15 protein-coding genes and 1 tRNA gene are annotated in these 19,106 nt (G+C 49.4%); 11 read left to right on the top strand and 5 right to left on the bottom strand.

Annotated features, from left to right (window positions below):
- The first annotated feature begins 1 nt into the window (after position 1).
- From ilvA to pheT, 5 genes are all read left to right on the top strand, one after another.
- A complete protein-coding gene (gene ilvA / locus FYJ65_RS01710; protein ID WP_154553622.1) occupies positions 2–1,216 on the top strand; it encodes a threonine ammonia-lyase in 1,215 nt (404 codons plus the stop codon).
- A 309-nt stretch (positions 1,217–1,525) separates the two neighbouring features.
- The gene (secG, locus tag FYJ65_RS01705) at positions 1,526–1,759 is read left to right on the top strand and encodes a preprotein translocase subunit SecG (protein ID WP_154553621.1); all 234 of its coding nucleotides are present in this window, start codon (positions 1,526–1,528) and stop codon (positions 1,757–1,759) included.
- Positions 1,760–1,881: 122 nt separating this feature from the next.
- A complete protein-coding gene (locus tag FYJ65_RS01700; protein WP_154553620.1) occupies positions 1,882–3,900 on the top strand; it encodes a sodium-translocating pyrophosphatase in 2,019 nt (672 codons plus the stop codon).
- A gap of 152 nt (positions 3,901–4,052) precedes the next feature.
- Positions 4,053–5,090 (top strand): phenylalanine--tRNA ligase subunit alpha, encoded by a 1,038-nt coding sequence (pheS, locus tag FYJ65_RS01695; RefSeq protein WP_154553619.1) that lies wholly within the window; start codon positions 4,053–4,055, stop codon positions 5,088–5,090.
- Positions 5,091–5,108: 18 nt separating this feature from the next.
- The gene (pheT, locus tag FYJ65_RS01690; RefSeq protein WP_154553618.1) at positions 5,109–7,532 is read left to right on the top strand and encodes a phenylalanine--tRNA ligase subunit beta; all 2,424 of its coding nucleotides are present in this window, start codon (positions 5,109–5,111) and stop codon (positions 7,530–7,532) included.
- Positions 7,533–7,659: 127 nt separating this feature from the next.
- Here pheT and FYJ65_RS01685 read toward each other — a convergent pair whose 3' ends face one another.
- Positions 7,660–8,298 (bottom strand): thiamine diphosphokinase, encoded by a 639-nt coding sequence (locus FYJ65_RS01685; protein WP_154553617.1) that lies wholly within the window; start codon positions 8,296–8,298, stop codon positions 7,660–7,662.
- Between the two features lie 87 nt (positions 8,299–8,385).
- Here FYJ65_RS01685 and FYJ65_RS01680 point away from each other — a divergent pair, with 87 nt between their 5' ends.
- Entirely contained in the window at positions 8,386–9,213 is an 828-nt protein-coding gene (locus FYJ65_RS01680) for a DUF975 family protein (RefSeq protein WP_235898161.1), read from the top strand.
- Positions 9,214–9,260: 47 nt separating this feature from the next.
- On the opposite strand, the gene FYJ65_RS01675 is transcribed toward FYJ65_RS01680, so the two are convergent.
- From FYJ65_RS01675 to FYJ65_RS01660, 4 genes are all read right to left on the bottom strand, one after another.
- A complete protein-coding gene (locus tag FYJ65_RS01675) occupies positions 9,261–10,172 on the bottom strand; it encodes an RluA family pseudouridine synthase (RefSeq protein WP_154553615.1) in 912 nt (303 codons plus the stop codon).
- Between the two features lie 29 nt (positions 10,173–10,201).
- Positions 10,202–11,017 (bottom strand): NAD(+)/NADH kinase, encoded by an 816-nt coding sequence (locus tag FYJ65_RS01670; protein WP_154553614.1) that lies wholly within the window; start codon positions 11,015–11,017, stop codon positions 10,202–10,204.
- A gap of 31 nt (positions 11,018–11,048) precedes the next feature.
- Positions 11,049–12,848: an oligoendopeptidase F gene (gene pepF / locus FYJ65_RS01665; RefSeq protein WP_154553613.1), complete on the bottom strand. Its 1,800-nt coding sequence runs from the start codon at positions 12,846–12,848 to the stop codon at positions 11,049–11,051.
- A 492-nt stretch (positions 12,849–13,340) separates the two neighbouring features.
- Positions 13,341–13,432 (bottom strand) — tRNA-Ser (locus FYJ65_RS01660).
- Between the two features lie 189 nt (positions 13,433–13,621).
- On the opposite strand from FYJ65_RS01660, the gene alaS reads away from it, so the two are divergent.
- Genes alaS through purB form a run of 5 tightly spaced genes read left to right on the top strand, consistent with a single transcriptional unit; the run spans position 13,622 to position 19,079 of the window.
- Entirely contained in the window at positions 13,622–16,237 is a 2,616-nt protein-coding gene (gene alaS / locus FYJ65_RS01655) for an alanine--tRNA ligase (RefSeq protein WP_154553612.1), read from the top strand.
- A 12-nt stretch (positions 16,238–16,249) separates the two neighbouring features.
- Positions 16,250–16,504: an IreB family regulatory phosphoprotein gene (locus FYJ65_RS01650; protein WP_154553611.1), complete on the top strand. Its 255-nt coding sequence runs from the start codon at positions 16,250–16,252 to the stop codon at positions 16,502–16,504.
- On the top strand, positions 16,504–16,941 hold the full coding sequence (gene ruvX / locus FYJ65_RS01645) for a Holliday junction resolvase RuvX (protein ID WP_154553610.1): 438 nt from the start codon (positions 16,504–16,506) through the stop codon (positions 16,939–16,941). The genes FYJ65_RS01650 and ruvX overlap by 1 nt, the downstream gene beginning before the upstream one ends.
- The gene (locus FYJ65_RS01640; RefSeq protein ID WP_154553609.1) at positions 16,931–17,644 is read left to right on the top strand and encodes an IMP cyclohydrolase; all 714 of its coding nucleotides are present in this window, start codon (positions 16,931–16,933) and stop codon (positions 17,642–17,644) included. The genes ruvX and FYJ65_RS01640 overlap by 11 nt, the downstream gene beginning before the upstream one ends.
- Before the next feature lies 1 nt (position 17,645).
- Positions 17,646–19,079, top strand: coding sequence for an adenylosuccinate lyase (gene purB / locus FYJ65_RS01635; protein ID WP_206157263.1), 1,434 nt, complete (start codon positions 17,646–17,648; stop codon positions 19,077–19,079).
- The last annotated feature ends 27 nt before the right edge of the window (positions 19,080–19,106 follow it).

Raw genomic sequence — 19,106 nt, 5'->3', positions numbered from 1 at the left:
CATGCTAGAACTAAAGGATTTTGAACAAGCAACGGAAATTGTCCAGAAGGTGGTTCGTCCCACCAACCTGGTATACAGCGATTACTTTTCGGAAATGTGCGGCAACAAGGTATATCTGAAGCCGGAAAATATGCAGCTTACCGGCGCATATAAGATTCGCGGTGCGTATTACAAGATCAGCACATTAAGCGATGAAGAAAGAAGTCGAGGCCTGGTAGCAGCATCTGCCGGAAACCACGCCCAGGGTGTGGCATATGCGGCAAAAGCCTTTGGATGCAAAGCCACCATTGTTATGCCAACCACCACACCGCTGATTAAGGTCAATCGCACCGAAAGTTATGGAGCGACCGTTGTTCTGTACGGCAATGTATATGATGAGGCGGCTGCCTATGCGAAGAAGCTGGCGGAAGAAGAGGGCATGACCTTTATCCATCCGTTTGATGATTTTACCGTGGCTACCGGACAGGGAACCATCGCCATGGAAATTATCAAGGAACTCCCGCTGGTGGATGCCATCCTGATTCCGGTGGGCGGCGGCGGACTGGCTACCGGCGTGTCCACTCTGGCAAAGCTGCTGAAACCAAATGTTCAGATTATTGCCGTAGAACCGGCCGGTGCCAACTCCCTTCAGCGGTCTCTGGAGGCCGGAGAAGTTCGCACCATGGAACACATCCAGACCATTGCGGACGGCACGGCGGTAAAAACGCCGGGTGAAAGCATTTTCCCGTATCTGCAGAAGAACGTGGATCGGGTAATCACCGTAGAGGACGATGAACTGGTAGTGGCATTCCTGGATATGGTGGAAAATCATAAGATGGTCGTGGAGAATTCCGGACTTCTTACCGTTGCGGCACTGAAGCACCTGGATTTCAAAGAAAAGAAGGTGGTATCCATTCTGAGCGGCGGAAATACGGATATCATCACCATCTCCAACATCATTCAGAACGGTCTGATTATGCGGGATCGTATTTTTACCGTATCGGTCATGCTGCCGGATAAGCCGGGCGAGCTGGTTCGCGTAGCGCAGACCATTGCGGACGCGCAGGGCAACGTGGTCAAGCTGGAGCACAATCAGTTCGTCAGCGTGGACCGAAACCACAAGGTGGAACTGAAGGTGACCATCGAGGCCTTCGGAACGGAGCATAAACAGAAAATCATCAACGCATTAAAGGCCCACGGCTTTGATGAAACGGTAGAAACGGGCATCATGATGTAATGCTTTTATAGCAATTAGAATGACGAGATAAGATACTTCAAAAGGCGAACCTTCGGGAACGCCTTTTGAATTGCTTTTTCACTTTGTACTGAATTAAAAACATTATTGAAAAATAACAATAAATTTTCATTTTATTTATTTTCACAAACAAATATTGCGGTGCGAATTATTATCAAAAACAAGTAATAGTGGCTGTAAACCTTGAAATATCAACATATGGATAATCTTATTGTTGACAAGCGTTCAATATAATGTTAGTATACATGAGTAATTTTTTAGCTAGTACATAGTGTTGAAGGGGGGATGAATATGCATACCGTGCTTATGGCGATTCTTTTAGTTGTAAGTGTGCTGATGATTATTGCAATTCTTCTGCAGTCCAGCAACAGCTCCGGTCTGTCCGGTTCGATTGCAGGCGGTGCAGAGCAGCTGTTTGGAAAGAGAAAGAGCAGAGGATATGATTCCATTCTGGCACGAATTACCGTTGTGTTGGCAGTGGTTTATATCGTTGCAGCTTTGGCAATTGTTACATTGTTCAACTAGTTGGCTGCGGTTTCTCGCACTTTTTAACATGATAGACATATTATGAGGCACTTTTAAAAGTGCCTCATAATATTGTTAAATATTATTACTATAAATTGTTTTTTAAGGAGGTTTGAGGCTACATGAATTTATGGATTGCTCCTGTCTGCGCCTTGGTGGGCCTGCTTGTTGCTTTTTGCCTGACATCTTGGGTAAGCAAAGCGGACGCCGGCAACGACAGAATGAAAGAAATAGCCGGATTTATTCACGAGGGTGCAATGGCATTCCTCAAGAGAGAATACAAGACCATGGTTGTGGTTATTGCGGTTCTCTTCGTTGTTATCGGATTCTGCATTAACTGGATATCCGCAGTGCTGTACGTAGTTGGTGCGCTGCTGTCCGTACTGGCAGGATTCTTCGGTATGAACGTTGCGACAAAAGGAAATGTTCGTACTGCAAACGCTGCGATGACTCACGGTATGCCGCGTGCGCTTCAGATTGCGTTCCGCTCCGGTGCCGTAATGGGTCTCTGCGTATCCGGACTGGGTCTCCTGGGACTGGGTGTCGTATTCGTTATTCTGGACATGGCAACTATCCAGCAGTGTGTAACCAGTTTCGGACTGGGTGCTTCCTCCATGGCGCTGTTCGGCCGTGTGGGCGGTGGTATCTATACCAAAGCTGCAGACGTTGGTGCGGACCTGGTTGGTAAGGTAGAAGCCGGTATCCCGGAAGACGATCCGAGAAACCCTGCGGTTATTGCCGACAACGTAGGTGATAACGTAGGTGACGTTGCCGGAATGGGTTCCGACCTGTTTGAATCCTATGTTGGATCCATCATCTCTGCCGTTACTTTGGCTGCTGTTGCCGTAAATGAGTCCGGTGAGATGTCCATCTTCAACGAAACAACTGCTGCGCTGTTCCCGTTGCTGATTGCCGCAATCGGTCTGATTGCATCCGTACTGGGAATCCTGGCAGTACGCGGCGGCGACAACGTGAACCCGGCAAAGGCTCTGAACATGGGAACCTATGTCAGCGGTATTATCGTAATTATCGCTTCCGTATTCCTCAGCAAGAATATGCTGGGATCTCTGAACTATGCATGGGCAATTATCGCCGGTCTGCTGGTTGGTATTATCATCGGTCAGCTCACTGAAATTTATACTTCTGATGCACACAAGTTCGTTAAGAGCATTGCAGAACAGTCTCAGACCGGTTCTGCTACCACCATCATTTCCGGACTGTCCGTTGGTATGATGTCCACCATTTGGCCGATTCTGTTCATTGCTGTCGGCATCATTGTAGCATACAACTTTGCCGGCCTGTACGGTATTGCACTGGCTGCCGTAGGTATGCTGTCCACTACCGGAATGACCGTTGCAGTTGATGCATACGGTCCGGTTTCCGACAACGCCGGCGGTATCGCTGAGATGTCCGAACTTCCGGAAGATGTACGTCATATCACCGATACACTGGATTCCGTTGGAAATACCACCGCTGCAATCGGTAAAGGATTCGCAATCGGTTCCGCTGCGCTCACCGCACTGGCACTGTTTGCTTCCTTCGCAACCACCGCGAAACTGCAGCAGATCAGCTTGCTGGATCCGATGGTAATCGTTGGTCTGTTCATCGGTGCAATGCTGCCATTCGCATTCTCTGCAATGACCATGAGCTCCGTCGGTAAGGCTGCAAACCAGATGATCGAAGAAGTTAGAAGACAGTTCCGTGAGGACAAGGGAATCATGGAAGGAACTTCCAAGCCGAATTATGCGCGTTGCGTAGATATCTCCACTTCCGCAGCACTTCACGAGATGATTGCTCCGGGAATCCTGGCAATCGTTGCACCGGTTGCAATCGGACTGCTTCTGGGAACCGAATCCCTGGGCGGACTGCTGGCAGGTGCTCTGGCTTCCGGCGTACTCCTGGCTATCATGATGGCCAATGCCGGTGGTGCATGGGATAACGCAAAGAAGTACATCGAGAGCGGTGTATACGGCGGAAAGGGAAGCGAAAGCCACAAGGCGGCTGTCGTTGGTGATACGGTCGGCGATCCGTTCAAGGATACCTCCGGTCCGTCCATCAACATCCTGATCAAGCTGATGACCATCGTATCCCTGGTGTTCGCACCGCTGTTCGTACAGTACGGTGGAATCCTGTTCAAATAAGAATTGTTTTTATTTGAGTAATACGTATATAGGCCGGTGCATTTTGGCGTGCACCGGCTGTTTTTATTGAGATAAATTGTTGATTTGAACAATTTTTAATGATAAAATACTACGGTAATTATATTAAGCAGACTACAAGGAGGGATTAAGTCATGCTAGAGAGATTAGAATCAATTAAAGAACTGGGTCTGAAGAAGATCAAAGAGACCGAAACTCTGGATCAGCTTCAGGAAGTTCGCCGGGAACTGACCGGAAAGAAAGGGGAACTGACGGCCGTACTGAAGAGCCTGGGCTCTCTGGAACCGGAAATGAGAAAAACCGTTGGAATGAGAGCGAATGAGATTAAGAATCACTTCGCTGAGAAAATTCAAGAAAGAGAAGATGAGATCGTTGAGAACCAGAGTGCACTTGACGAAGAAATCGATTTGACTTTACCTGGAAACGCTGTTAGCCAGGGTGCACTCCATCCGATTACGCAGATGCAGTATGACTTGAACGATGCCTTTCTCTCCTTGGGCTTTGAAATATTTAGTGAAGATGATATCAGCAGCGAATTATTCGCCTTTGATAATCTGAATTTCCCACCGGACCATCCGGCAAGACAGTCTATGGATACCTATTGGATTGAGGGTACCGAGGACAAACAGGGGGCGGAGAGACTTTGCCTCCGTCCACACCTCACCGGCGGTTCCGTTCGTTATCTGAGGGAACACGGCGCACCGGCACGTTTCGTATATCCGGGTCGTGTATACCGTAACGAGAATACGGATGCCCGTCACGAGAGAGCGTTCTATCAATATGAGGCGCTGATTGTGGACAAGGATTTGTCCTTCTCCTCCGGCAAGGTAATGATTCAGGCTCTGCTGGAGAAGGTATTCGGACGCAAGGTGAATGTTCGTATGAGAGAAGGATTCTTCCCATTTACCGAACCGGGATATGAAATTGACATGGAATGCCAGGTGTGCCACGGCAAGGGCTGCCGCGTCTGCAATCAGAACGGCTGGATTGAAGTGGCTCCGGGCGGTGTCATCAACCCGAACGTTGTCCGTGCAGCCGGCCTGGATCCGGACGTATACACCGGATTCTACACCAACATCGGACTGGACCGTTTTGTTATGATGAGATATGGTATCGATGATGTTCGTTTCTTCCACAGCACCGATCTCAGATTCTTTGAGCAGTTCAAGTAGTAAAGGGAGGAAATTAGCATGAAAGTATCATTAAATTGGGTAAAAAAATATGTCGATTTGCCGGAAGATTTGACGCCGAAGCAGATTTCTTTCGACTTAACCATGAGAACCGTAGAAGTAGAGGATGTCATTGACACTTCTGAGAAGTTCCACGATATCGTTGTGGGTAAAATTCTGGAAGTAAAAGAACATCCGAATGCCGACCAGCTCCGGGTATGCATTGTGGAATGCGGCGAGGACGAGCCGAAGCAGATTGTCTGCGGTGGTTCCAACCTGTACGAAGGGGAGATGGTGGTTGTCTCTAAGCCGGGTGCGGAAGTATTCTGGCATGGCGAAGATTCATTGGTAAAAATCAAGGAATCCAAACTGAGAGGCGTTCCTTCCTACGGAATGATTTGTGGTGCGACGGAAGTGTATCTGGAATCCTACTTCCCGCTGGAAGATGAGCACATGATTGTCGACCTCAGCGACGTAGATTGCGAAGTGGGCCAGAACGTTTCCGAAATCATCGGCATGAACGACGTTGTTTTCGATATCGATAACAAATCCCTTACCAACCGTCCGGACCTGTGGGGTCATTACGGCATCGCAAGAGAACTGGCGGCCATTTACAAATGCCCGCTGAAGCCGCTGCCGGAAGCCGAATTGCCGAAAGACCTGCCGGAATACCGCATCGATGTGGAATCCCCGGAAAAGTGCCCGAGATATGCGGCCTTGGAGATTGAAAACGTATGTGAGAAACCGGCGCCAATCTGGATGCAGACTGCACTCTTGAATGCCGGCATGCGCCCAATCAATGCGATCGTGGATATCACCAACTACATCATGCTGTCCGTGGGACAGCCGACGCACGGTTTCGACCGCACTCACGTAGACGGTTCCCATATTATCGTTCGAAATGCGAAGAAGGATGAGAAGCTGACTCTGCTGGATCACGCACTGCTGGATCTTACCGAAGAGGACCTGGTCATCTGCGATGAGCACGATCCGATGGCTCTGGCGGGAATTCGCGGCGGCATCAAGGATTCCATTCTGCCGGAAACCACCGGTGTGGTAATCGAGGTAGCTACTTTTACTGCGGGAACGATTCGCCAGACCGGAAAGCGTTTTGACGAAAAAACCGATGCCTCCATCCGTTACGAGAAGGGACTGGATACTCAGCGTGTGGATCAGGGTATTGCAATGGCCGCTAAGCTGTTCCGCGAGATTTTCCCGGAAAGCAAAATCGTTGCCTTCGGCGATGTGGATCCGACTCCGACTACAAGAAACGAAATTGACGTCACTCAGGAGTTCCTGGACGTACGTCTGGGTAAAGCACTTCCGTCGGAAGAGATTCTGGACATCCTCACGCGTTTGGGCTATGATGTTACCCTGACCGACGGCACCTATCACTGCGTGGTTCCGACCTATCGTTCCACCGGCGACGTCAGCGTCAAGGACGACGTACTGGGAGACATTGCCAGAGTTTACTGCTACGAGAACTTCGAAATGAAGCCTCTGCCGGTGAACTTCGAGCATGCGGTTCGTCAGCCGAAGGAACAGTTGGACAGAAAAATCCGTGAGTACCTGGCATTCCGCTGCGGTTTCAACGAGATTTTCACCTATCCTTGGATTGATGAAAAGTATATTCAGGCGGCAAAGATTGACACATCGGAAGCCATTCGACTGGCAACTCCGCCGGCACCGGAACTGGCCATTCTGCGTCAGTCCCTGATTCCGGGCATGCTGGAAGCGGCGGTAAAGAACCTGAGATACTACGATGAATTCAGAGTGTTCGAAATGGCACAGACATTCCACAAGGGTGAATATCACGAATCCTGCGAAGAGGAAATCCTGCCGGTTCACAAGAAACTGCTCTCCGGAATTATTGTGGGAAGAGATGCGAAGAAGGACTTCTTTGACGTGAAGGGTGTTCTGGAATCCATGTCCCGCTTCTGCCACATGGAGGATCTCACCTTCAAGCAGAAAGAAAAGCCATCCTGGGCAGACGACAAGGTGTATCTGAACGTATTCCACAAGGGTAAGAACATCGGTTCTTTGGGACAGGTATCCGTTCAGGCCATGAACGCGGCCGGAATCAGCAGAACTCAGGTCGCATTCTTCGAACTGAACTTCGATGAAATGATTCCGCTGAACTCCAGAACCAACGAGTTCCACCATCTGCCGCAGTATCCGCTGGTAGAACAGGATCTGTCCATTCTGGTAGATGAGTCCGTTAAGTGGCATGATGTATCGGAAGCGATTCGTCACATGGTGAAGAAGTACGAATTCATCGAAGAGTACCGCGGAAAGCAGATTCCGGAAGGAAAGAAGTCCCTGGTATTCCGCGTATGGATTGGTAACGATGACAGCACCATGACCTCCAAGCAGATTGACAAGAAGATGGCGGCAGTCATGAAGTCTCTGCAGAAGAAGTGCGGTGCCGCTCTTCGAGAGGAATAGTACGCACGGACGATTCTCAGCTTTAAGTTCCTGAGAGATTTCGTAAAAATAAAATCGGATAATCATAGCGATGATGCTACGGTTATCCGATTTTTGAATTGAAATTCAGATATTGAAACTGCAAACGTTACCGGTCGGCGGAGCGAACAATCAGCAGAGTTCCTTCCCGGACGCAAATCTCCACCGTGTCTTCACTGAATTCGTTGCTTACTCCTAGGGTGGATGCCCGCTCCAGGGATGCTCCAGTCAATTCGTATTTGGCACCGCGGATATCGATTCCGGAAGCCTCTGCATTCAAGGAGACGAGGCCGAAATACTTATACCGCGCATCTCGCTTCAACGTGCGGCCGGAATCCTTCAGCAGTTCCATTCTGTTTTTGCCGTCGATGAATTCCATGTGGTCGAAGGAACTGTAGTATTTGTCCAAAAGGCCGATATTTCCCATTGTGTGATCCAGCCGACCGCCCATGCCGCCCAAGAGGATTACGTTTCGGCAGCCTTTTTCCAGAGCGTGGGTCAGCGCCGCCTCTGTATCGGTAAGGTCTTTCTCCGCCGGGTAGGTGATGTAGAGACAGTCGAAATCTTCGTTCAGGGTAGTGGAGTCGAAATCGCCGATGACGCAGTCCGGCTGCAGTACGAATTCCCGAGCTCGGTTCTGACCTCCATCCGCCGCGATGATGTAATCCGCCGATTCCGCCAGTTCCTGAGCCATATCCGGGGTGACACATTCCATGTAAGATAATAGGATCAAGCAGGTATTTTGCATGATGTTCTCCTTTTCACTTTTACTTGATATTTTATATCATTTATTATAAAATATCCGATAGTCTATTTGCAAATGAAAGGAATTGAAATGAGCGAAGAACAGAAACATTCTTATTTCAGAATTCGAACGAATCCCATGCGAATTCGTCAGGCCGCTTCCATGAACCTGAACGGCTACTGGTGGATTTATTTTATCGGGATTTTCGTATATTACTTTTTTTCGGATATATTAATTAATGTCGTCGGCCGGTACTTCCCATCGGGATACATGGCCATTCCCATGTCCAACCTGCCGGAGGAAATTCAGAAGTCCGTGGCCATGCCACAGATCCCCGTGGTGTTGTTTTTCTACGTGCTTCTGATGAGCGGTGCCTTTGAACTGGGACGGGCGGTATATTCCCTGTCTGCACTGCGGAATCGGTTAGTGATTCCGCGATTGGTATTCGAAGGATTTTCCGTGTACTTCCGGGCAACCGCAATCTGCGTCATTCGTTATTTGCTGACCGCCCTGGGATTCATGTGCTTCTTTTTCCCGGGAATCGTGGTGAATTACGCCTACAGTCAGGCATACTATCTTCTGGCAGAAGATGAGAAGCGGAGCGTGATCGAGTGCCTGCGGGAAAGCCGCCGGATGATGGTGGGGAACAAGCTCACCCTGTTCCGACTGGACCTGACTTACTTCTTTCTGGTTTTCGCCAGCTACCTGCCGTCCTATATTTTGGTGGGCAACGGAACGGTCAGCGTGGACGGAATCAACGGGATGTTGACTTTCTACCTGCTGCAGATTCCGTACTTCATGGCCATGAGCAGCTTCTGCATGGGCCGAACGGTATTCTACGAACTCCTTCGGTTCGGCAGCTTCAAGAATTTCAAATACAGAGGGGAAGACTTCTTCCGCGAGATCGGATCGCTTTAGAGTATTTCCTAAAAAGAACTATCGCATATATGAGTAAACGAGCCCGATTAATGTTCGGACTCGTTTTTGATTTCCGTAATGCATCTTTGGATATCTTCCGGCAGCTTGGATTGAATTTCCAAAGGCTCATGGCTCATGGGATGGAGGAATTTCAGATAACAGGAGTGAAGCGCCTGCCGCTGAATATGAGGATCTTCCCCGCCGTACAGCTGATCGCCGGCAATGGGGTGCCCGATGTGGGACAGGTGTACCCGAATCTGATGGGTCCTTCCCGTGTGAAGCGTCAACTCCACCAGGGTATAGCGGTCTCCGAAGTGTTCCAGGACCTGTACATCCGTTACCGCATCCTTTCCGCCTTCCGCCATGACGCTGCGTTGCACCTGATCCTCGAACGGACGGCCAATAGGAAGGTCGATGGTAAAGAATTCTTCTTTTATATCTCCCAATACGACCGCCCGATATTTCTTCACCGTGGTCTGATTCCGCATCTGGTGGGAAATATCGTTCTGCGAGTTGGCGTTCTTTGCGACAATAACGATTCCGCTGGTATCCATATCCAGGCGATTGGCAAAGCGAATCTTGAAGGATTGATCCGTATCGTGCATGTATTTCATGATGCCGTTAGCCAATGTGTGGCTGGGATGTCCCTTGGTGGGGTGCACCGTTACGCCCGGCTGCTTGTCGATAATCAGGATATCTTCATCCTCATACAAGGGAGAAACGGGGATATCTTCCATGGGAAAATCGCTGGTTTCCTCCGGAAGGCGAACCACAATTTCATCTCCCGCCTTAGGTCTTAAATATCCGGGAGACTGCTCTCCGTTCAGATCCACCAGCTTCTGAAACTTAATCTTGGTCTTGAAGCGGCTGGAAAATTTAAAATTGCGGCGAAGAATTTGATTAATGGTCAAATCCTCCCGTTCTTCTTCCTCGGTTACCCTATGACTGTAATTTGACATATTTTTATTCCTATATAATTCCTTTGATGTTATAGAAGTTTGCTCTTCAGCTTCGTCCAATAGTTGTAATCGTGGAACCGAACCAGATGAAGGCCGGCGCCGGAACGATTGATGGTGATTTTCTGCACCTCTTCGTAGAGGTAGTCGAAGCCGTCCACGATGATTTCCAACGTGTCGCCGCAGCTCCGCTTAATCGGCGTCATACGCATGGTCATGTTGGCCGGATAGAGGATGCTGGAACGAAAGCATCGGTAAGCATTGGTGTTGGACGGTGCGATTGGGGTGATCTGCAGCGCATCCAGCTGCGGAGGAATGATGGCACCGCCCAAAGCATAGTTGTAGGCGGTGGATCCCATGGAGGTGGAAACCAGCAGCCCGTCTCCGTAGAATTCCTGTACCAGGGAACCGTCGATTTCGATGCCCAGGTGGGTGAGGTGGGTGTGAGGACCTCGAATGACGATTTCGTTCACGCCCCGAAGCTGATAGGTTCCGTTCACCGTGTCGATGATTGCATCGATGGGCCAGATACTCTGCAAGGTGTATTCCTGTTTCTCGTAGGAATCCAGGAAGCCGGAAATATCCTCCGGCAGAATTTCCTGGAAGAATCCCAGATGCCCCGTATTGATGCCGATAATCGGGCTGGTTGGGAAATCGCAGGCGTGTACCAACCGCAGAAAGGTCCCGTCTCCGCCGATGCAGGTAATCAGCCCCACGGTTTCATCGTAGGAATCCACGATGGTGTAGCCACGCTTCGTCACCTCATCGGTGAACTGCTGACGCGCCTCGTAGGATTTCGGTACATCATTTTGATAGATATATATTTTCTTTCGATCCAGTTTTTTCATCCCATTTTCTCCTTTTTACTGAGTACTTTTCTTAGATTTCCCGAATCAGTTCATCCACCAACCGGGCGAAGGTGTCCAGTGCGCTTCTCACCGGTTCTTCCGTGCTCATATCCACGCCCGCAATCTTCAGCAAATCGATTGGATCCATGGAATCCCCCAAGGTGAGGAACTTCCGATAGTCCGCAACTGCCGGTGCCCCTTCCCTGAGAATCCGGTTCGCCAGTGCATTGGCTGCGGAATATCCGGTGGCGTATTGGAACACGTAGAAAGAGCGGAAGAAGTGGGGAATCCGGGACCATTCGTATTGGATGAATTCGTCGGAATCCATATCCGGTCCGAAGTATTCTTGGTTCAGCTTCTCATAGGTGCTGTCCAAAAGCTCTGCTGTCAGCGGTTCGCCGGCTTCTGCCATCTGATGCGCTTTCCACTCAAATTCCGCGAACATCGTCTGGCGGAACAGGGTGGACTTAAACTCGTCAATATAGAAATTGATGAGGTATTTCCGCATCTCCGGGGAATCCGTATTCTGCAGCAGATAGTGGATGAGCAGCGTTTCGTTCACCGTGCTGGCCACTTCCGCCGTAAAAATAGAATGCTCGCCGTAGATATACGGCTGCGTCTTCCGGGTATACCAGGAGTGCATGGAGTGTCCGCCTTCGTGCACCAAGGTAAAGATATCCTTCAAAGTGCCTTTGAAATTCATAAGGATGTACGGATCGCTGTCATATACTCCGAAGCTGTAAGCACCGGAAGTCTTTCCCTTGTTCTCCATAATGTCCACCCAGCGCTCTTCCAGAATTCCGGTTCGCAGGGTGGAGACGTAATCTTCTCCCAGAGGCTTCAGTGCTTCGCAAGCGATGTCCACTGCCTCTTCAAAGGTGTAATGTTTCTCCGGAAGGGAGACCAGCGGCGTGTACACATCATACATGTGGAGCGAATCCAGCTTCAGCGCCTTCTTTCGAGCCGCCACGTACCGGTGCATTGCCGGAAGCGCCTCGTGCACGGCGTGAATCAGATTGTGATACACGCTTTCCGGGATGTTCTCCGGAGAGAGGGCGGCCGACAGGGCGGAAGAGTAGTTCCGCAATCCGGACAGTATCACATCTTTTTTTACGTTGTAATTATAGAGCGTAGAAATCGTGTTGTTGTATTCCCGATATCGGCGGTACAGGGTCTCAAAGGCAGCCTTCCGAACCGACGGATTCTCCGATTCCATCAGGGTGATAAAGTTGCCGTGGGTCAACGGAATTTCGTTTCCGCCGGCATCCATTACGGTACCGAAAGTCATATCCGCATCCGTCAGCATGGAGTAGGCTTCATCCGGTGCATCCAATGCTTCGCTCAGGGAGGAAATAATCCGTTCCTCTGCCGCAGAAAGGGTGTGAGGTTTGCCTCGGAGGATAGTCTCCAGCATATAGCGATACAGTTTCAGCTCATCATTGGCTTCAACGAACTCTTCAATGCGGCCCTCCGGGGCGGAGAGAATCTCCGGAATGATGAAAGCCGTTTTCGAAGACAGCTGCGCCAATACCGACATAGCTTTGTTATTCATGCCGGTGTATTTAGAGTTTCCGTTGTCTTCATCGTGCTTCATTCTGGAATAGACGAATGCGTATTCCGCTTTCCGTGTGGCAGCCGCATACAGATTCAGCCCATGCAGAAGCTGCTCCGGGGATTCCGTCAGGTGACCCTGAAGCTCTGCGATGGCGTTTGCCTCTTCCAAAGCTTCTTTCAGATCGGATTCCCACTTGGACTCATCCGGATACATCTTTTCAATATTCCATTTATAGGAAGGGGCAATATCCTCCCGATTTTTTATTTCCTGATTCATAATAAATCCTTTCGTATGTGTATAGTGAAATCCCTCGGGATATCTAGTTCAGTATATCATTTTTCCCGGGAAAAATTAATAGAAAATAAGAGAGAGGAAGACGGTATGTCATCTCATGCATTATGAAGTTCCCGTGAAGTGTTGTGCATTTTCGGAAATTCAGACCCAATCTGCATAACGTTTCACACCAACTTCACAATCCGACCCAGCGGCCACTCTAATTTCTGCCTTTTTCAATGCTGCACGGCGTCTGCGTTCCGATCATCGCAAGCGTTACTTCCTAGGTAAAGTTTGCGGATCTGCAAATATCAATTTTACCGGTAAAGGATTCATGAAAATGCTTGCAAAATATGGAAAAATGAATAGCCATATATTAAAATTAGAAGATAAGCTTCCTATGTAAGATATGCCGGAGGAATCATGAAGGAGCGGAACAATGGCGAAAGATGGAATAATAATTCCCTATAAAAAAAGCCCTGCACACGCAGGGCATGGCGGAGAGAGGGGGATTTGAACCCCCGCACGGGAATTACCCGCCTGCTGGTATTCGAAGCCAGTCCCTTCAGCCTCTTGGGTACCTCTCCATATTTCAATCATAGCTTTATAATGTTAGCACAAGCGGAACCCTTTTGCAATAAATTTTTGATATAAAACAATGATACGGCAAAAGTAGGAGAAACCGCGGAAACCTTTTAAAATATGGGCGGGATTTCTTGAAAGTCTTTTGTGAATATTATATAATGAAATGAATATTTATATATAGGAGAGATTCAATGGAAAATTTAGGTCTGAATGAAATACGAGATTTATTCAGAGATTTCTTTGTCAGCAAGGGTCATTACGCCGGAAAGAGTGCTTCTTTGATTCCTCAGAATGACAAGAGTCTTCTGATTATCAACTCGGGAATGGCACCGCTGAAACCGTATTTTGCCGGAGTGGAAACCCCGCCTTCGAAGCGCATGACTACCTGTCAGAAATGCATCCGTACCGGAGACATTGATAATGTCGGAAAGACGGCAAGACACGGTACGTTCTTCGAAATGCTGGGCAACTTCAGCTTCGGAGATTACTTTAAAGAGCAGAGTCTCACCTGGGGATGGGAATTCATTACGGAGTGGCTCAAGATGCCGAAGGATCGAGTATGGGCAACTGTATATCAGGACGATGACGAAGCCCACGACATCTGGGTTAAATTGGGCATGCCGGAAGATCACATTGTCCGCCTGGGCAAAGACGACAACTTCTGGGAAATCGGTCTGGGTCCGTGCGGTCCTTGCTCCGAAATCTTCTTTGACAGAGGCGAGAAGTACGGCTGCGGCAAACCGGATTGCAAACCGGGCTGCGACTGTGACCGTTATATTGAATTCTGGAACCACGTATTCTCCCAGTTTTCCAAGGAGGAAGACGGGAGCTATTCAGACCTGGCACATAAGAACATTGATACCGGAATGGGGCTGGAACGTATGGCCTGCATCATGCAGGGTGTGGACTCCATCTTCGATATCGACACCATCCGCCACATTCTGAATGCGGTCGCTGAGAAGGCCGGAGTGAAGTACGAGCAGGGCAGCGAACAGAATGACATCAGTCTGCGAATCGTTACCGACCACCTGAGATCCATGGTATTCATGATTTCCGATGGTATCCTGCCGAGCAACGAGGGCCGCGGTTATGTACTTCGGAGACTGATCCGCCGTGCGGCAAGAAACGGAATGATTCTCGGAATCAATCAGGATGACTTCCTGGCAGAGCTGGCCGATAAGGTGATTGAGGTGTCCGGTGGCGCTTATCCGGAACTGGTGGAGAAGCAGGAATACATCAAGAAAATCATCCGGAACGAAGAGTCCCAGTTCTCCAAAACTCTGGCGAACGGGCTCTCCATTCTCAACGATTATATGAGCGATATGGATGCCAAGGGCGAGAAGGTTCTGGCCGGAGAATTGGCATTCAAGTTGTACGATACTTATGGATTCCCGATTGAGCTCACTGAAGAAATCCTGGCAGAGAACGGAAAGACCCCGGATATGGAAGGCTTCCGCCAGAGCATGGCAAACCAGAAGGAAACCGCCAGAGCCGGTCAGAGAGATACCTCGGATGAAGCGTGGAAGGATGCGGGTGCGTACTCCCATCTTCCGGCAACGGAATTTCTGGGTTATACCGAGACCGAAGCAGAGGCAGAGGTTCAGTTCTGCGGTTCCTATGACCGGGAGCGCAAATTCCTGATTTTCAACCGCACACCGTTCTATGCAACCAGCGGCGGCCAGCTCCACGACACGGGAATCGTAACGGCAGGTGAAGCGAAGTATCACATCGTGGATGTGGTAAAAGAAAACGGCATCTTCCTCCACGTTGTGGACGCCGATGACAGCAAAAAAATGGATGCAGTATCCGAAGGCGACCGGGTGACCTTGAAAATCGACTCCGTAAAGCGGAATCGCATCTCCAGAGGGCACAGCGCTACCCACCTGCTGCAACAGGCGCTTCGGGATGTATTGGGCGACCACGTCATGCAGGCCGGATCCTATGTGGATGAAAATTACCTGCGATTTGACTTTAACCACTTCGAGGCAATGACGGGAGAAGAAATCCGAAAGGTAGAAGATATTGTCAATGCACACATCGACGAATTCCTGCCGATTCAGATGCAGGAAATGCCGATTGAAGAAGCGAAAAAGATGGGCGCAATGGCCCTGTTCGGTGAAAAATACGGCGACATCGTTCGGGTAGTCAGCATGGGAGATTACAGCGTAGAATTCTGCGGTGGTACCCATTTGGATAACACCGGAAAGATTGGCGCATTCAAGATTACCGCAGAGTATGGCGTGGCTTCCGGCGTTCGACGGGTGGAAGCCGTCACCGGATCCCAGGTGATTCAGTATCTGGATGCAAAGGCAGCAATTCTGGAAGAAGCTGCGACGGTATTGAAGACCGGCGAAAAGGATCTTCCAAAGAGAGCGGAACAGCTGCTTCAGGACAACCGGGATCTGGAAAAAGAGCTGAAAGCCTTGAAAGCAGATCAGATTGCCGGCTCCGTGGATGCCATCATTGCTTCGGCAAAGGATGTGAACGGCGTCAAATTGATTACGAAGCGTTTTGACAACACCGATGCGGACCAGCTCCGAGAGATGTCCGACGCGATTAAGGAGCACACCGATAACGTTGTAATGGTATTCGCCGCAGTGAACGACGGAAAGATTATTCTGATTGCATCGGTCAGCGAAGACCTGGTATCCAAGGGATATCACGCCGGAAAAATCATTAAGGAAGTGGCGAAAGTTGCCGGCGGCGGTGGCGGCGGCAAGGCCGGAATGGCACAGGCCGGTGCGAAAGATGCTTCAAAATTGGAAGATGCTTTTGCAAAAGCGGAAGAACTCATTGCGGTTCAGTAAGGAGGTATTGCTATGAGTAAAGATACAGTAGTTTTCGAGGGAATCAACGAACAACAGATGACCAACCGTGAGATTCTGGAAACCATCTACAATGCGCTGCAGGAAAGGAATTACAATGCCATCGACCAGATGGTGGGGTATCTCACATCCGGAGACCCTTCCTACATCACCAGCCACAACAATGCCAGACATCTCATCCTCAAGGTAGATCGAGACGATCTTCTGGAAGAGATTCTCACCAGCTATCTGGGAGTTGAGAAGAAGTAATGCGAAAACTAGGACTGGATGTAGGAGATAAGACCATCGGCGTTGCCGTAAGCGACGAATTAGATATCACCGCCCAGGGCGTAACTACCATAGACCGTGTCGGCATTCGAAAGGATGCCGGCAAGGTGATGGATTATGTTCGGGAATACGATTGTGATACCGTGGTAATGGGTCTTCCGATTAATCTGGATGGCTCCGACAGCGTACAGACCGAGAAGGTACGTGAATTCCGAACCATGCTGGAGAACAAGATGCGCAGCTCCGGAATGGCTGACGTCAAGGTGGAATGGCAGGATGAACGTTTTACCACCGTTATTGCCGAACGGGTGCTGATGGAAGCGAATATGAAGCGGAAATCCCGTAAAGAAGTTGTTGATAAGCAAGCTGCTATTATTATTTTACAGAGTTATATGGACAGGGTGAAAAATGGAAAGTAAAGTCAAAAATCATGATCTGAGTTTTCTCTCTTCCAATGATTACTGGGGCAGAGGCATTATGATCGGCACAAGCGGCCGTCGGATTGCTGTTGCCTATTTTATCATGGGAAGAAGCGAAAACAGCCGAAACCGTTACTTCTATCAGGAGGGGGACAAGGTGGCAATTGCACCGTACGATCCGGCAAAGCTGGAGGACCCGACCTTAATCATCTATTATCCGGTAAAGACCGTTGGAAATCAGCTGATTGTTACCAATGGAGATCAGACGGATACCGTAGAAGAACATCTGAATCAGGGAGGTACTTTCGAATCCGCTCTGCGTACTCGGGAGTTTGAGCCGGACGAACCTCATTTTACCCCTAGAATCAGCGGAATCGTGGATATGACGGATGGCACGTTCAAGATGAGCATCCTGAAGAATATCGACGGTATCGGCAAGGAATGCGGCCGTTATTTCTATGAATATGCGCCGGTGGACGGAACCGCTCGTTTCATCCACACCTATGAGGGGAATGCCACTCCGCTGCCGACATTCGAGGGAGAACCTTGGAAAGTGGAGATTCCGGAGGATTTGGATGTATTCACCGAAACCATCTGGAAGAGGCTCAACGAGGATAACAAGATTTCGCTTTGCACAATGATGATTGATATGGACACCAACGAAAAGGACGTTCGTATTCTGAACAAGAGAATGGGAGACTAGCATGGATAATAAGATGGAATATAAATCGCCACTTTCTTCAAGATACGCCAGCAAAGAGATGAAGTACATTTTCTCCGAGCAGAAGAAATTCACCACATGGCACGAACTGTGGATTGCCCTGGCAAAGGCAGAGAAAGAGCTGGGACTGAACATCACCCAGGAACAGATTGATGAGATGGTGGAAAATAAGGATATCGTCGACTTTGAGGTGGCGGAAGCCAGAGAAAAAGAAGTTCGTCACGATGTTATGAGCCACGTTTATGCATATGGCAAGCGCTGCCCGAAGGCAGAGCCGATTATCCATCTGGGTGCAACATCCTGCTACGTTGGCGACAACACCGATATTCTTCTCATGAGAGATGCGCTGAAGCTGATTCTGGAGAAAGCCATTCAGGTGGAACTGAACCTTACTCGTTTTGCCATCGAGTACAAAGATTTGCCATGCCTGGGATATACCCACCTGCAGCCGGCACAGCTGACCACCGTGGGCAAGAGAGCGACCCTGTGGATGTACGAACTGGCAATGGATATCGTCGAGCTGGAGCGTCGTCTGGAAGATCTGCGGATGCTGGGTTCCAAGGGAACCACCGGTACTCAGGCAAGCTTTATGGATCTCTTCGAGAATGATGAGGAGAAAGTAAAGAAACTGGATCAGCTGATTGCGGAAGATTTCGGATTTGCCGGATGCGTTCCGGTTTCCGGTCAGACCTACTCCAGAAAGGTGGATTACAACGTGCTTTCCACACTTTCCGGCATCGCTCAGACTGCATCCAAGTTCTCCAACGATATGAGAATTCTTCAGTCCTTTGGTGAAATGGAGGAACCGTTCGAAGAGCATCAGATTGGTTCTTCGGCAATGCCGTACAAGAGAAACCCGATGCGTTCGGAGAGAATCACTTCTCTGGCGCGTTATGTCATGATCGATTCCCTGAACCCGGCAATCACCGCTGCGACTCAGTGGTTCGAAAGAACGCTGGACGATTCTGCCAACAAGAGAATTTCCGTACCGGAAGCGTTCCTGGCAGTGGACGGTATTCTGAACCTGTTCATCAACATCAGCAGCGACATGGTGGTATATCCGAAGGTTATTGAATCCAGAGTGATGGAGAAGCTGCCGTTTATCGCAACCGAGAACATTATGATGGAAGCCGTAAAGAAGGGTGGAAACCGTCAGGAACTCCACGAGAGAATTCGTGTTCACTCTCACGAAGCGACACTTCGCGTAAAGAGAGACGGACTCAGCAACAACCTCATCGAGCTGATTGCCAACGATCCGGACTTCGACCTTTCCGAAGAGGAAATTCGTGCCAGCCTGAACCCTTCCCTGTACGTGGGAAGATGCCCTTCCCAGGTAACCGAGTTCGTCCAGGATGTAATCGATCCAATCGTTCGCAGACATCCGCATGAAAACATCAGCACGGAAATCAACCTGTAGGAATCATATAACACGGATGGAGGAACA

This window comes from Mogibacterium kristiansenii (genome assembly GCF_009695905.1).
GTDB lineage: Bacteria > Bacillota > Clostridia > Peptostreptococcales > Anaerovoracaceae > Mogibacterium_A > Mogibacterium_A kristiansenii.
This window is presented reverse-complemented; position numbering and strand designations above follow the sequence as displayed.